The sequence below is a fragment of the Salipiger marinus genome (assembly GCF_035481585.1).
Lineage (GTDB): Bacteria > Pseudomonadota > Alphaproteobacteria > Rhodobacterales > Rhodobacteraceae > Salipiger > Salipiger marinus.
The window spans coordinates 24,166-37,594 of record NZ_JAYKSL010000022.1 but is presented as its reverse complement, the minus strand read 5'-3'; the positions used below and the strand labels follow the sequence as shown (position 1 = coordinate 37,594).

Here is a 13,429-nt window from a genome sequence, read left to right as displayed (position 1 = left end):
GGTTCGGAGGTTTCATGCACCGTCTGGCTGTTCTGTTCTGCCTCGGGGGGCTGGCGGCTCCGGCTGCGGCGGATGTGTTTCCGTTCAAGACGCCCTCGGACAATATCCAGTGTTATGTCGGCGTGGGCGAAAGCTCGGACATCGACTGCACGATCTGGGACCGCTCCGGCCCGCCCGCGGCGCCCAAGCCCGCCTCCTGCCGCGGGCCGTGGGGGCATCGGGTGCAGATGGCCGAACGCGGGCCGGTCAGCCTGATCTGCGGCGCGCCCGGACCAAGGAACACCGCCCCCGGCGTGGAGGTGGCGCCCTATGGCCAGACCGGGCGCTGGGGCGGGATCAGCTGCAGCTCCACCCCGCAGGGGCTGGACTGCCGCAACGGCTCGGGCCACGGCTTCCGGCTGTCCCGCGCCAGCCAGCAGGTCTGGTAAGCCGCGCCCCTGCCGCAGCGCACCGTGTTGTGCCTGTCACATTCCCCGGATAGAGCGCCCTGCACACGCGACGCCGGGGTAAGGATCAGACGATGCCGCAGTTTACGCTTGGTTGGGAAGAATGGCTGTCCCTGCCTGACCTCGATCTGCCCGCGATCCGCGCGAAGGTGGATACCGGGGCCAAGACCTCGGCGCTGCACGCCTTTGCCATCGAACCCTTCGGCTCTGCCGAACGGCCCATGGTGCGCTTTGCCATCCATCCCGATCCGCAGGACACCGGGCTCGAGATCATCTGCTCCGCCCCGCTGAAGGACCGGCGCGAGATCACCTCCTCCAATGGCGAGACCGAAATGCGGTTCGTCATCGAGACCGATGTCACCATGGGCGGGCGCACATGGCCCATCGAGGTGACGCTGACCGACCGGGGCGGCATGGCCTATCGCATGCTGCTGGGCCGCAGCGCGCTGCTGCCCGAGATGATCGTGGCCCCCGCCCAACGGCTGCAGCAGCCGCAGCTGTCTTATGACGTCTACCATGCCAGCCTGCGCCAGCGCCCGCACCGCCGGGCGCTGCGGCTGGCCATCCTGACCCGCGAGGCCGAAAATTACTCCACCCGCCGCCTGATCGAGGCCGCCGAGGCGCGGGGCCACACGATGGAGGTGATCGACACCTCGCGCTGCTACATGAACATCCGCGCCATCGGCGGCGAGGTGCATTACGATGGCCGCCCGCTGCCGCATTACGATGCAGTGATCCCGCGCATCGGCGCCTCCATCACCTCCTATGGCACGGCGGTGGTGCGGCAGTTCGAAAGCCTTGGCACCTATTGCCTTGCCGGATCCGAAGGCATCACCGTGTCCCGCGACAAGCTGCACGCGCATCAGGTGCTGGCCCGGCACCGCATCGGCATGCCCACCACCGCCTTTGCCCGCAGCCCCAAGGATTCGGGCAACGTGATCGCCGTGGTGGGCGGCGCGCCGCTGGTGCTGAAACTGCTGGAAAGCACGCAGGGCAAAGGCGTGGTGCTGGCGGAAACCAAGAAGGCGGCGGAAAGCGTGATCTCGGCCTTTCAGGGGCTGAAGGCGGATTTTCTGGTGCAGAGCTTCGTCAAGGAGGCCGCGGGCGAAGACATCCGCTGTCTCGTGGTCGGCGGCAAGGTGGTCGCGGCGATGCGGCGCCGGGGCAAGCCCGACGATTTCCGGTCCAACCTGCATCAGGGCGGCACCGCCGAGCCGGTGCGCATCAGCAAGCATGAACGCGAGGCGGCGATCAAGGCGGCGCGCGCCATGCGGCTGGATCTGGCGGGGGTCGATCTGTTGCGCGGCGCCGACGGGCCCAAGGTGCTGGAGGTCAATTCCTCGCCGGGGCTGGAAGGCATCGAACGGGTGTCGCGCAAGGACATCGCGGGCCTGATCGTCGCCCATATCGAGGCGAAGGTGGCGCCGCGCCCGCCCCGGCCCCGCAGCCGGACAAGACGGGATCCGCCCGTGGCCTCCGGACTTGCCGCAGAGGCACCGGAGATGTAAACAACCCCGATTACCGCAAATGAGGGGATCCCATGCCCGCCTATCGCTCCCGCACCACCACCCATGGCCGCAACATGGCCGGCGCCCGCGGCCTGTGGCGCGCCACAGGCATGACGGATGGCGACTGGAACAAGCCGATCATCGCCATCGTCAACAGCTTCACCCAGTTCGTGCCTGGTCACGTTCACCTGAAGGATCTGGGCCAGATGGTCGCGCGCGAGGTCGAGAAGGCCGGCGGCGTGGCAAAGGAATTCAACACCATCGCGGTGGATGACGGCATCGCCATGGGCCATGACGGCATGCTCTATTCCCTGCCCTCGCGCGAGATCATCGCGGATTCGGTGGAATACATGGTCAACGCCCATTGCGCCGACGCCATGGTCTGCATCTCCAACTGCGACAAGATCACCCCCGGCATGCTGATGGCCGCCATGCGGCTGAACATCCCGGTGGTCTTCGTCTCCGGTGGTCCGATGGAGGCCGGCAAGGTGCAGTGGGAAGACGAGGAGCGCGCGCTCGATCTCGTCGATGCCATGGTCGCCGCGGCGGATGACAAATATACCGACGCGCAGGTGCAGGCGATCGAGGAAGCCGCCTGCCCGACCTGCGGCTCCTGCTCGGGCATGTTCACCGCCAACTCGATGAACTGCCTGACCGAGGCGCTGGGTCTGTCGCTGCCGGGCAACGGCTCGACGCTGGCCACCCATGTCGACCGCCAGCGGCTGTTCGTCGAGGCGGGGCACCTGATCGTGGATCTGGCCAAGCGCTATTACGAACAGGACGATGCCAGCGTGCTGCCGCGCTCCATCGCCACGGTCAAGGCGTTCGAGAATGCCATGACGCTGGACATCGCCATGGGCGGCTCCACCAACACCGTGCTGCACCTGCTCGCCGCCGCGCATGAGGGCGAGATCGCCTTCGACATGTCCGACATCGACCAGCTGTCGCGCAAGGTGCCCGTGCTCTGCAAGGTGGCGCCCGCCAAGAGCGACGTCCATATGGAAGACGTTCACCGTGCCGGCGGCATCATGTCGATCCTTGGCCAGCTTGACCGCGCGGGCCTGCTCGACACCTCGGTGCCGACCGTGCATGCCGAAACCATGGCCCATGCGCTGGACCGCTGGGACGTGACCCGCACCAATTCCGAAAGCGTGCACGATTTCTACCGCGCCGCGCCCGGGGGCGTGCGCACCACGCAGGCCTTCTCGCAGCAGCGCCGCTATGAAACCCTCGACCTCGACCGCGAACAGGGCGTCATCCGCAGCGCCGAACACGCCTTCTCCAAGGATGGCGGGCTCGCGGTGCTGTATGGCAACCTCGCCGAGGACGGCTGCATCGTGAAGACGGCGGGCGTGGACGAGTCGATCCTTGTCTTCTCCGGCACCGCCCGCGTGTTCGAAAGCCAGGACACTGCCGTAAGCGCCATCCTCACCGGCAAGGTGAAGCCCGGCGACGTGGTGCTGATCCGCTACGAAGGCCCGCGCGGCGGTCCGGGCATGCAGGAAATGCTCTACCCCACCTCCTACCTGAAATCGAAAGGGCTGGGCAAAGACTGCGCGCTGGTCACGGACGGGCGGTTCTCGGGCGGATCCTCGGGCCTCTCCATCGGCCACGTCTCCCCGGAAGCCGCCGAGGGCGGCACCATCGGTCTGGTGGAAGAAGGCGACCGGATCGAGATCGACATCCCCGCCCGCAAGATCCACCTTGCCGTGGATGATGCCGTGATCGCCGAACGCCGCGCCGCCCGCGAGGCCAAGGGCTGGCAGCCGGACGAGAAACGCAAGCGCAAGATCACCACGGCCCTGAAAGCCTATGCCGCGCTGACCACCTCCGCCGCAAAAGGCGCGGTGCGCCAGATCTGAGCCACAGGCGCGCGCTTTGACCGGCCGTCCCAAGGGTGCGGCCGGTCTCGTTCGGGGGCGCTGCCCCCGTCCCCCTGCGGGGGACTCCCCCGGGATATTTGGGGCCGCTGGAAATGCCAAATCCGCTTCCAGCGGCTAAAAATATCCCCGCCGGAGGCAGGCCGGACCGCGACAGCGGCGCGGCGCCCGAGAAAAGGGTCAGGCGCGGTCATCCTTGGGCGAGCCCATCACCACGTAGGAAGTCACCGAATTGACCTGCGGCAGCGTGCCCAGAACGTCGGTGTGGAAGGTCTTGTAGGCGGGCAGATCCGCCACCTCGATCCGCAGCAGGTATTCCACATTGCCGGTGATGTTGTGGCATTCCCGCACTTCCGGCGCATGGCGCACCGCGCGTTCGAAGGCCTCCTGCGAGGCCTTGGTATGGGAATTGAGTCCCACGGTCACATAGGCGGTGAAGCCGATGCCGGTCTTTTCCGGGCTGAGCACGGCGCGGTAGCCCCGGATGGTGCGCGAGCGTTCCAGCGCCGCCACCCGGCGCAGGCAGGCCGAGGGCGACAGCCCCACCCGTTCCGCCAGCGCAAGGTTGCTGAGGCGCCCGTCGCGCCCGAGTTCGCGCAATATCCTGCGGTCGATGTCATCCAGATCGGTCATGGATTGCAGCATTGACGGGATTCGCGCGCAATTTGCAATCTTTCGCCGCGAGGCTCGCGCGATTGTGCCGCCATGACACAGGATCTGCTTCTGGCGCTTGGCGCCTTCGCGTTTGTCACGGTGATCTCGCCGGGGCCGAACAATCTCATGCTGCTGACCTCGGGCGCCAATTTCGGGCTGCGCCGGAGCCTGCCGCATCTGCTGGGCGTGGCGCTGGGATTTCCCGCCATGGTGCTGCTGGTGGGCATGGGCGTGATGCAGATCTTTGACGCGGTGCCGCTGGCGCGGCCGGTGCTGACCGTGGTCTCGGTCGCCTATATGCTGTGGCTGGCATGGAAGATCGCCCATGCCGCAGCCCCCGGCGAGGCGGCGGCGGCGGGCGCCAAGCCTCTGAGTTTCCTGCAGGCGGCGGCCTTTCAGTGGGTCAATCCCAAAGCGTGGTCCATGGCGCTGGGGGCCATCACGCTTTACGCGGTGAGCCGCGATCTGGCGGCGGTGCTGTGGGTCGCCGGGGTCTATGTGGCGGTGGGCATGGTCTCGGCGACCACCTGGACGATGCTGGGGGGCGTGCTGCGGCGCTGGCTGACCCAGCCGCGGCGGCTGCGCCTTTTCAACTGGACCATGGCGGCGCTGCTGCTGGCCTCGCTCTGGCCGGTGCTGGCGGGCTGATCGGGCATCATGTTGCAACCTTGCGCGGCGGACGGCATATAGACGCCAGCAAGGAGACGCCCGGGCATGACGCATTATCTCGACTTTGAAAAACCCCTCGCCGAGATCGAAGGCAAGGCCGAAGAACTGCGCGCGCTGGCGCGGAAGAACGAGGAGATGCAGGTCGAAGAGGAGGCCGCGGCGCTGGACCGCAAGGCCGAGGATCTGCTGCGCGACCTCTATCGCAAGCTGACGCCCTGGCGGAAATGTCAGGTGGCGCGCCATCCGGACCGGCCGCATTGCAAGGATTACATCGAGGCGCTGTTCACCGAATACACGCCTCTGGCCGGGGATCGCGGCTTTGCCGACGATCACGCGGTGATGGGCGGTCTGGCGCGGTTCAACGACCGTCCCGTCATGGTGATCGGCCATGAGAAGGGCAATGACACCCAGTCGCGGATCGAGCGCAATTTCGGCATGGCCCGCCCCGAGGGCTATCGCAAGGCCATCCGCCTGATGGAAATGGCCGACCGGTTCAACCTGCCGGTGCTGACGCTGGTGGACACGCCCGGCGCCTATCCCGGCAAGGGTGCGGAGGAGCGCGGCCAGTCCGAAGCCATCGCGCGCGCCACCGAAAAATGCCTGCAGATCGGCGTGCCGCTGGTCTCTGTGATCATCGGCGAGGGTGGATCCGGCGGGGCCGTGGCCTTTGCCACCGCCAACCGCGTCGCCATGCTGGAGCATTCGGTCTATTCGGTGATCTCGCCCGAGGGTTGCGCCTCGATCCTGTGGAAAGATGCCGAGAAGATGCGCGAGGCCGCCGAGGCGCTGCGCCTGACCGCGCAGGATCTGCTGAAGCTTGGCGTTGCCGACCGGATCATCCCCGAACCGCTGGGTGGCGCGCATCGCGACGGCGCCGCAAGCATCGCGGCGGTGGGCGAGGCGCTGCAGGCGATGCTGGCAGAGATGGACGGCCAGTCCGGCAAGGCGCTGGTCAAGGCGCGGCGCGACAAGTTCCTGAACATGGGGGCGAAGGGGCTGGCGGCCTGAGCCGCCCGGCACCCCTAGCCCACCAGCAGCCGCAGGCCCTGCGTCACGTCGGACCGCACCGCCAGCCGCAGCCCCGGCTCGTCCCCCGCGCGCAGCGCCGCGATGATCAGCCGGTGGTATTGCGGCGCCTCGGTGCGGCGAAGCCGCCCGTAAAGCTTGCGCATCGTCGGCCCAAGCTGCAGCCAGACGGTTTCCGCCATGGCCAGCATCGCCGGGGCCTGCGCGCGCAGGTAAAGCGTGCGGTGAAACTCCAGATTGGTGCGGATATAGCCCACCGCATCGCGTTCGCGGATCACGTCGGAAATCGTGCCGTTGATGGTCTGCAGCCGGTCGATCAGCGCCATATGTGCCCGGGGCAGCGCGCGCGAGGCCAGTTCCACCTCGATCAGGGCGCGCAGGGCCGCCAGTTCCTCGATCCGTTCGTTGCTGAGTTCGGGGGTGGAGACCCGCCCCGACGACGACATGCTGAGCGCGCCTTCGGCCACCAGCCGCTGCACCGCCTCGCGCGCGGGCGTCATCGACACGCCGAAATCACGCCCGATGCCGCGCAGGGTCAGCGATTCGCCGGGCGGGATCTGGCCCAGCATGATGCGCGTGCGCAGCCCGCGAAAGACCCGTTCATGGGCGGAGGGCTGGCTGTCGGAGGGGCGCGGGACAGGTGTGATCATGGCCCGATCATGTGATCACGAAACACGCGCCCGTCAATCGCCGAAACGGTAGCGGTGCAGCGCCGCCCCCTCGTCACGCAGCCACGCCCGGGCCGGGCGCCAGTCGCCGTAAAGCCGCTCCACCACCGCCCAGAAGGCGGGCGAGTGGTTCATCTGCGCCAGATGCGCCACCTCATGCGCCGCGACATAGTCCAGCACCTCGGGCGGGGCGAGAATCAGCCGCCACGAATACATCAGCCCGCCCTCTGCCGTGCAGGATCCCCAGCGCGAGCGGGTGTCGCGCAGGGTCAGCCGCGTATAGGGCCGCCCCAGCGCCGCAGCATGGCGGTCGGAGGCGGCGGCGAGCCGGTCGCGCGCCAGCGTCTTGAGCCAGCCCTGCAGCCGTGCGGCGGCGCGGTCGGGGGGGCCGGGCACCTCCAGCGCGTCGGGCAGAAGCCGCAGGCTGCGCCCCTGCCCCGCCCGTATCTCGCGCGCGATGCCCTCGACCGGCACCTGCAGCCCCGGGGCCACGTGCAGATCGGCGCCGCGCGCCTCCAGATGGCCGCGCAGCCACATTTCCTTTTCGCGCAGGAAGCCCACCGCCTCGGCCTCGGGCAGGCGCCGGGGCATGGTCAGGGTCACGCGCCCGTCGATCTGGCTCAGCCGCAGCGACAGGCGGCGGGCCTGCGCGCTGCGCCGCAGGGTGACCGCGATCGGGGGGTTGCCGGGTAGGGTGATCTGCCCCATATGACTTGCCTCGCACCGTTCGTGCCAAAGGCTTTGACACGCTGCCCCTGTTATGGCAGAGGGCGCAGATTGTCGACCAGACAGAACAAGTTGAAAGGGACCACCCATGCCCAAGGAAGAATGGGGCACGAAGCGCATCTGCCCGACCACCGGCAAGCGTTTTTACGATCTGAACAAGGATCCGATCGTCAGCCCCTATACCGGAGAACTGCTGACGCTGGATACCGGCAAGCGCACCATGCTTGCCGCCGACAGCGCCGATGGCGCCCCCCGCCGTGCGCCGCGCGAGGATGCGGAGGAGCCCGATCTGCTTGAGGATGACGTCGAGGTCGATCTCGATGACGACGATGTTCTTGAGGACGAGGATGACGACAACGTCTCGCTGGACGACATTCATGATGTCGCGGGCGAAGACGAAGACTGATCCGCAAATTTCTCCGCGGGCGGTGATTTTTCCGCTTGAACCCGCCCGCGGCTTCCCATAGATCGACCCGCACAGCGCCGGAGACGGCGCCGCGGACCAGAGGCCGGAAACGGCCCGCGCGATTGGGGCCTTAGCTCAGCTGGGAGAGCGCTTGCATGGCATGCAAGAGGTCAGGGGTTCGATCCCCCTAGGCTCCACCAATCCTTCACATTCTTGATTGAAGAAATTCCCGCCTTCGGGAACGGCGTCTGAAGCGCCGCTGTCCTGCTGTGCCACGCTCCGGCGGCGGATCCCTGACTGCGCAAAATCGAACAGCCGCCCTTCGCGCCCGGGGGAGGACAGGAGGCGGTGCCGGACCTAACTTTGGGGGAGCCTCAGCATCCGGAGACATGCCCATGACCAGCGGCCTTCATCACGTCACCGCCATCACCCGGCGCGTGCAGCAGAACGTGGATTTTTACGCGGGCTTTCTGGGGCTGCGACTGGTGAAGCAGGCGGGCGGCGCCGAAGATGCCCAGCAGCTGCATCTGTTTTACGGCGATGCCGAGGGCACGCCCGGATCGGTGGTCACCTTTCTGGTCTGGCAGGACGGCGCCCCCGGGCGCGTCGGCCACGGACAGGTGGCGGAGATCACGCTGGCCGTGCCGCCGCAGGGCATCGGCACATGGCTGCAGCGTGCGCTGGCGGCGCGGGTGCCGGTCGAAGGGCCGCTGCGCGAGTTTGGCGAAAGCGTGCTGCGGCTGCGCGATCCCGACGGGATCATCGTGAAGCTGGTAGGGGTCGACATGCCCGCCGCCGCCGCCCTGCCCGATCCCGAGGCGCCGACCCGGCTGCGCGCCGTCACGCTTTACAGCGAGAAACCCGAGGCCACCGCCGAGGGTCTGGCGCGGTTCGGCTATCGCCCCGCGCGGCGCGAAGGCGCGGTGCTGCGGCTGGTCTCTGACAGCGACGCGGTGGATCTGCGCGACGCTGCCGGGTTCTTTGCCGGGATCCCCGGCACCGGCACCTTTGACCATGTCGCCTTTCGCGCCGCCGATGATGCGGCGCTGGAGGCCACGCAGCGCCACTTTGCAGCACTTGGGCCGACCACCATTCATGACCGGACATGGTTCCGGTCGCTGTATCTGCGCGACCCGGCAGGGCTGCTGATCGAACAGGCCACGGATGGCCCCGGCTTTGCGGTGGACGAAGATCCGGCGCATCTGGGGGAAAGGCTGATGTTCCCCGGCCAGAGCCCCGACCGTGCCGAGGCGCTGCGCCTCATGCTGCCCCAGTTTTCCCGTCCCGGAGAGGAGAGACCCCCGATGCGCGACCTGCCTTTTGTTCACCGCCTGCACCACCCCGAGGATCCCGACGGCTCGGTGCTGCTGCTGCTGCATGGCACCGGCGGCACCGAGGCCGACCTGATGCCACTGGCCCATCAGCTGGCGCCGCGCGCGACGCTGCTGGGAGTGCGCGGGCGCGCCACCGAAGAGGGCGTGACCCGCTGGTTCCGCAGGCTGGCCATGGCGCGGTTCGATCAGGACGACATCCGCGCCGAAGCCCGCGCCTTTGACGCCTTTCTGGACGGCGCGCTTAGCGGCTACGGGCTGGATCCCGCGCGGCTGACCGTGCTGGGCTATTCCAACGGCGCGAATTTTGCCGGGGCGGTGATGGCGCTTCATCCCGGCGTGATCCGCCGCGCGATCCTGCTGCGGCCCATGCTGGTGCTGGAGGATCTGCCGAAACCCGACCTGACCGGGCTGGAGGTGCTGACGCTGAGCGGGGACCGCGACCCCTACGGCGCCTATGCGCCCGCGCTGAACGACTGGCTGGCCGCGCAGGGGGCGACGCTGGAAGCGCGGCAGCTGTCCGCAGGGCACGAACTGGGTGCCGCAGATCTGGACATAGCGCGCGACTGGCTGGCAACTCTCCGCGCCTGAGCGGGCCGACACAACTCTGCTGCTTTTCCGCCCCGGGCCGCCGTGTCAGCATTCACACATGCGTGATTCCCTGACCATCCAATGGCCCGGCGCGGCCACCCGGTTTCTGGCGCTCCGGCTTTTGCCGGAGGACGACCTGCGCGGCGCGCTGGCCGATGCCTTTGCGGCGGAACCCGAACAGGGCGGCTTTGTCGCGGCCTGCGTCGGCAGCCTGTCGCGGGTGGTGCTGCGCCCCGCCGGGCGCGACTCCGCGCTGGAGGTGACGGTGCCCATGGAAATCGTGGCGCTGTCCGGCACCTTTTCCGCCGAAGGGCCGCATCTGCATATCGCGGTGGCCGATCCGCAGGGCGTGGTGCTGGGCGGCCATCTGCTGCGCGGCAGCACGGTGCGCACCACGGTGGAGCTTGTGCTGGCCCTGTGCCCGGCTGCCTTTCACCGGGCCGAGGATGCGCGCACCGGCCATGCGGAACTGTTCTTCGGCTGAGCCGTCAGCCGAAAATGGCGCGGCGCAGCAGGTTCAGCCCGGCCACCAGCAGCACCAGCAGCGTCAGGCGGCGGAACATGGCCTGATCGATGCGGTCATGCACCAGCCCGCCCAGCCCCATGCCCACCAGCGCGGGCAGCAGCATCGCGGCGGAAAACACCGCCGTCTGCGCGGTCAGCACGCCAGAGGCCACATGTGCCCCCACCAGCGACACCGCGCCCAGCCCGTAGGCCACGCCCTGCACCCGCAGCTGGTCGCGCTTGTCGGTGTCAAGCGCGGTCAGATAGGCGACGAAGGGCGGACCCCAGACCCCGGACAGACCGCCCAGAAACCCGGCCACGGCGCCCACGCCCACCTCTGTCGCCACGGTGGGCCCGTTGGGCAGATGCGCGCGCCAGCCCAGAAGCTGCATCAGGCAGAACAGCGTGACGGGCGCCCCGATCACCGCCAGCAGCAGGTCCGCCGACAGCACCCGCACCAGCTGCGCCGACAGGGCCAGCATCACGAAGGCCACGATCAGGAACAGCCGGAACTGCCGGACGGAGCCCCACGCGGCGCGCGGGCCTTCGCGCAGCGCCTGCAGCGCGTTGGTGGCCAGCGTCGGCAGCAGCAGCCCGGCCAGCGCCAGTTCCGGCGCCACGATCGAACCCAGCCCGGAAATCATGATCATCGGCATGGCGAAGCCCACCATGCCCTTCACCAGCCCGGCCAGCAGCGCGATGCCAAGGCAGAGGGCCAGCTGCGGCGCGGGCACAAGGGTCAGAAGCGTTTCCATGTGTCGCGTGATAGCATTCCCTGCGGGGCGGCAAAGCGAAATCATCTGCGCAACAATAGATCACCTTAAGGCTATCATTGGTATTTTTGTTGCGCTGCAACTGCGAAATGGCTAGACCGCTTGGCAACCGGGAGAAGGAAGGTGATTCATGGCACATGACGGACAGGACGTGATGCGGGAACCGGGTCTGCTGCTGGACGATCTGCTGGGACTGACCGGCGCGGCCCTGCCTGTGGTGGATGCGGTGCTGGATCAGGCGCGGCAGTCGGTGCGCGCCATGGTCGAGGAGGAGGGCCGGGTTTCGGCCCGGCTGATCGACACCCACCAGACCGCCGCCCACGGGCTGGCATGGCTTGCCACCTATGCTGAGGCGCTGCGCCAGATGCAGGGCTGGGCCGAGCGTCTGCAGGCGCAGGGCAGCTTTGGCGAGGTCGAGGCGCTGATTCACCAGATCGCTTTTGGCGAATATCTCAACCAGATCGCGGGCGGCATCCAGATGAATCAGGGCGAGGTGATCCGCCTTGCCGATCTGGGGCTGGGCGCCGGGGCCAGTGCCGGGCTGCAGTCAGGCGCCGCCGCCACGCTGGCGGCACGGGGCAACACGCAGGCCGTGCGCAGCCGTCTGGTCGAGCTGATGCAGGAGCGCGCGGCAGAGATCACCGTGGGCCGCTGCGGGCTGGACGACGAGCTGGAGATGATCCGCGAGCAGTTCCGCCGCTATGCCGTGGACCGGATCGAGCCTCATGCCCATGACTGGCATCTGAAGGATGACTACATCCCGCTGGAGGTGATCGACGAACTGGCGGAAATGGGGGTGTTCGGCCTGACCATCCCGGAAAATCTGGGCGGGCTGGGGCTTTCGAAGGCGTCGATGTGCGTGGTGTCCGAGGAACTGTCGCGCGGCTATATCGGCGTGGGCTCGCTGGGCACCCGGTCGGAAATCGCGGCAGAGCTGATCCTTGCCGGGGGCACCGACGCGCAGAAGGAGAAGTGGCTGCCGCTGATCGCCAGCGGCCAGATTCTGCCCACCGCCGTTTTTACCGAACCCAATACCGGATCCGATCTGGGCAGCCTGCGCACCCGCGCCGTCCGCGATCAGGGCGATTACATGATCACCGGCAACAAGACATGGATCACCCATGCCGCCCGCGCCCATGTGATGACGCTGCTGGCCCGCACCGACCCCGCCAGCAGCGATTACAAGGGCCTGTCGATGTTCCTTGCCGAAAAGGAGCCGGGCACCGATGCCGACCCCTTCCCCACTCCCGGCATGACCGGCGGCGAAATCGAGGTGCTGGGTTATCGCGGCATGAAGGAGTTCGAGCTGGGCTTCGACGGCTTCCGCGTGAAGGGAGAGAACCTGCTGGGCGGCGAGGAAGGCCGCGGCTTCAAGCAGCTGATGGAGACCTTTGAATCGGCGCGCATCCAGACCGCCGCCCGCGCCATCGGCGTGGCGCAGTCGGCGCTGGATCTGGGGCTGAGCTATGCGCAGGACCGCAAGCAGTTCGGCCGCGCGCTGATCGAGTTTCCGCGCGTGTCGGGCAAGCTCGCCATGATGGCGGTGGAACTCATGGTCGCCCGGCAGCTGACCTATTTCTCGGCCCGCGAAAAGGACGAGGGCATCCGCTGCGATCTGGAGGCGGGCATGGCCAAGCTGCTGGGGGCCCGGGTGGCATGGGCGGCGGCGGACAACGCGCTGCAGATCCATGGCGGCAACGGGTTTGCGCTGGAATACAAGATCAGCCGCATCCTGTGCGACGCGCGCATCCTCAACATCTTTGAAGGCGCCGCCGAAATTCAGGCGCAGGTGATCGCGCGCCGCCTGCTGGGCTAGGGCCAAGGCGCGCCCGCGCTTGATCCGTGTCAAGGTCGGGGGCTCTGACCTGTGCTTCTGAAGGGTATCCATTCAGGAGTTGAGATATGAGCTATACCGACACACTCGCCAAGACCCGCGCCAATCTGCGCGGGCTGCGCAAGGCCATCCCCGACACTTTCGCGGGCTTCGTGGCGCTGGAACAGGCGGCCTCGGTCGAGGGCGCGCTGGACGCCAAGCAGAAAGAGTTCGTGGCCCTTGGCGTCGCCGTGGCGCTGCGCTGCGAGGACTGCATCCTGAGCCATGCCGCCGCCCTGCACCGGCTGGGCGCCAGCCGCGACGAGATCGGGCAGGTGCTGGGCACGGCGGTGCAGATGGCGGGCGGTCCGGGGCTGATGTATGCCGCCAAGGCGCTGGCCGCCTTTGACGAATTTGCGGGCACCGGGGACTAA

14 protein-coding genes and 1 tRNA gene are annotated in these 13,429 nt (G+C 67.9%); 11 read left to right on the top strand and 4 right to left on the bottom strand.

Features of this window, described 5'->3' with window-relative positions; genetic code table 11:
* Positions 1 to 14 precede the first annotated feature (14 nt).
* From VK682_RS22010 to ilvD, 3 genes are all read left to right on the top strand, one after another.
* Complete coding sequence (locus tag VK682_RS22010) at positions 15 to 428, top strand: DUF6636 domain-containing protein (protein ID WP_230797665.1); 414 nt, start codon at positions 15 to 17, stop codon at positions 426 to 428.
* Positions 429 to 520: 92 nt separating this feature from the next.
* Positions 521 to 1,954, top strand: coding sequence for a 30S ribosomal protein S6--L-glutamate ligase (gene rimK, locus VK682_RS22005; protein ID WP_230797666.1), 1,434 nt, complete (start codon positions 521 to 523; stop codon positions 1,952 to 1,954).
* Between the two features lie 32 nt (positions 1,955 to 1,986).
* A complete protein-coding gene (gene ilvD / locus VK682_RS22000) occupies positions 1,987 to 3,816 on the top strand; it encodes a dihydroxy-acid dehydratase (protein WP_089850798.1) in 1,830 nt (609 codons plus the stop codon).
* A gap of 198 nt (positions 3,817 to 4,014) precedes the next feature.
* Here ilvD and VK682_RS21995 read toward each other — a convergent pair whose 3' ends face one another.
* Positions 4,015 to 4,467, bottom strand: a complete 453-nt coding sequence (locus VK682_RS21995; RefSeq protein ID WP_089850895.1) for an Lrp/AsnC family transcriptional regulator — start codon at positions 4,465 to 4,467, stop codon at positions 4,015 to 4,017.
* A 72-nt stretch (positions 4,468 to 4,539) separates the two neighbouring features.
* Between VK682_RS21995 and VK682_RS21990 the strand changes: the two genes are divergently transcribed.
* Positions 4,540 to 5,136 carry a LysE family translocator gene (locus VK682_RS21990; RefSeq protein WP_230797667.1) on the top strand — a complete coding sequence of 199 codons (597 nt, stop codon included), beginning with the start codon at positions 4,540 to 4,542 and terminating at the stop codon, positions 5,134 to 5,136.
* A 66-nt stretch (positions 5,137 to 5,202) separates the two neighbouring features.
* Entirely contained in the window at positions 5,203 to 6,165 is a 963-nt protein-coding gene (locus tag VK682_RS21985; protein ID WP_230797668.1) for an acetyl-CoA carboxylase carboxyltransferase subunit alpha, read from the top strand.
* 14 nt (positions 6,166 to 6,179) lie between these two features.
* Here VK682_RS21985 and VK682_RS21980 read toward each other — a convergent pair whose 3' ends face one another.
* Together VK682_RS21980 and VK682_RS21975 are read right to left on the bottom strand one after the other, a co-directional pair.
* Positions 6,180 to 6,833: a GntR family transcriptional regulator gene (locus VK682_RS21980; protein WP_230797669.1), complete on the bottom strand. Its 654-nt coding sequence runs from the start codon at positions 6,831 to 6,833 to the stop codon at positions 6,180 to 6,182.
* Between the two features lie 33 nt (positions 6,834 to 6,866).
* Positions 6,867 to 7,559 (bottom strand): M48 family metallopeptidase, encoded by a 693-nt coding sequence (locus tag VK682_RS21975; RefSeq protein ID WP_230797670.1) that lies wholly within the window; start codon positions 7,557 to 7,559, stop codon positions 6,867 to 6,869.
* A 106-nt stretch (positions 7,560 to 7,665) separates the two neighbouring features.
* Between VK682_RS21975 and VK682_RS21970 the strand changes: the two genes are divergently transcribed.
* The 4 genes from VK682_RS21970 to VK682_RS21955 all read left to right on the top strand — a co-directional run bounded on the left by VK682_RS21970 (position 7,666) and on the right by VK682_RS21955 (position 10,389).
* Positions 7,666 to 7,983, top strand: a complete 318-nt coding sequence (locus tag VK682_RS21970) for a TIGR02300 family protein (RefSeq protein ID WP_089850789.1) — start codon at positions 7,666 to 7,668, stop codon at positions 7,981 to 7,983.
* Between the two features lie 124 nt (positions 7,984 to 8,107).
* Positions 8,108 to 8,183 (top strand) — tRNA-Ala (locus VK682_RS21965).
* Positions 8,184 to 8,378: 195 nt separating this feature from the next.
* On the top strand, positions 8,379 to 9,905 hold the full coding sequence (locus VK682_RS21960) for a VOC family protein (RefSeq protein WP_324782555.1): 1,527 nt from the start codon (positions 8,379 to 8,381) through the stop codon (positions 9,903 to 9,905).
* A 58-nt stretch (positions 9,906 to 9,963) separates the two neighbouring features.
* Positions 9,964 to 10,389: a PPC domain-containing DNA-binding protein gene (locus VK682_RS21955; RefSeq protein WP_089850785.1), complete on the top strand. Its 426-nt coding sequence runs from the start codon at positions 9,964 to 9,966 to the stop codon at positions 10,387 to 10,389.
* A 4-nt stretch (positions 10,390 to 10,393) separates the two neighbouring features.
* On the opposite strand, the gene VK682_RS21950 is transcribed toward VK682_RS21955, so the two are convergent.
* Complete coding sequence (locus VK682_RS21950; RefSeq protein WP_230797672.1) at positions 10,394 to 11,164, bottom strand: sulfite exporter TauE/SafE family protein; 771 nt, start codon at positions 11,162 to 11,164, stop codon at positions 10,394 to 10,396.
* Between the two features lie 148 nt (positions 11,165 to 11,312).
* Between VK682_RS21950 and VK682_RS21945 the strand changes: the two genes are divergently transcribed.
* Together VK682_RS21945 and VK682_RS21940 are read left to right on the top strand one after the other, a co-directional pair.
* A complete protein-coding gene (locus VK682_RS21945) occupies positions 11,313 to 12,998 on the top strand; it encodes an acyl-CoA dehydrogenase family protein (protein WP_324782552.1) in 1,686 nt (561 codons plus the stop codon).
* Between the two features lie 86 nt (positions 12,999 to 13,084).
* Positions 13,085 to 13,429, top strand: a complete 345-nt coding sequence (locus VK682_RS21940) for a carboxymuconolactone decarboxylase family protein (protein ID WP_324782550.1) — start codon at positions 13,085 to 13,087, stop codon at positions 13,427 to 13,429.

Excerpts from the sequence above, each read along its gene's own strand:
- VK682_RS21990 (WP_230797667.1), top strand. The coding sequence starts at position 4,540 with ATGACACAGGATCTGCTTCTGGCGCTTGGCGCCTTCGCGTTTGTCACG.
- VK682_RS21975 (WP_230797670.1), bottom strand. The coding sequence starts at position 7,559 with ATGGGGCAGATCACCCTACCCGGCAACCCCCCGATCGCGGTCACCCTG.
- VK682_RS21995 (WP_089850895.1), bottom strand. The coding sequence starts at position 4,467 with ATGACCGATCTGGATGACATCGACCGCAGGATATTGCGCGAACTCGGG.
- VK682_RS21940 (WP_324782550.1), top strand. The coding sequence starts at position 13,085 with ATGAGCTATACCGACACACTCGCCAAGACCCGCGCCAATCTGCGCGGG.
- VK682_RS21970 (WP_089850789.1), top strand. The coding sequence starts at position 7,666 with ATGCCCAAGGAAGAATGGGGCACGAAGCGCATCTGCCCGACCACCGGC.
- VK682_RS21955 (WP_089850785.1), top strand. The coding sequence starts at position 9,964 with ATGCGTGATTCCCTGACCATCCAATGGCCCGGCGCGGCCACCCGGTTT.
- VK682_RS22010 (WP_230797665.1), top strand. The coding sequence starts at position 15 with ATGCACCGTCTGGCTGTTCTGTTCTGCCTCGGGGGGCTGGCGGCTCCG.
- VK682_RS21945 (WP_324782552.1), top strand. The coding sequence starts at position 11,313 with ATGGCACATGACGGACAGGACGTGATGCGGGAACCGGGTCTGCTGCTG.
- VK682_RS21950 (WP_230797672.1), bottom strand. The coding sequence starts at position 11,164 with ATGGAAACGCTTCTGACCCTTGTGCCCGCGCCGCAGCTGGCCCTCTGC.
- VK682_RS21980 (WP_230797669.1), bottom strand. The coding sequence starts at position 6,833 with ATGATCACACCTGTCCCGCGCCCCTCCGACAGCCAGCCCTCCGCCCAT.
- VK682_RS21985 (WP_230797668.1), top strand. The coding sequence starts at position 5,203 with ATGACGCATTATCTCGACTTTGAAAAACCCCTCGCCGAGATCGAAGGC.
- ilvD (WP_089850798.1), top strand. The coding sequence starts at position 1,987 with ATGCCCGCCTATCGCTCCCGCACCACCACCCATGGCCGCAACATGGCC.
- rimK (WP_230797666.1), top strand. The coding sequence starts at position 521 with ATGCCGCAGTTTACGCTTGGTTGGGAAGAATGGCTGTCCCTGCCTGAC.
- VK682_RS21960 (WP_324782555.1), top strand. The coding sequence starts at position 8,379 with ATGACCAGCGGCCTTCATCACGTCACCGCCATCACCCGGCGCGTGCAG.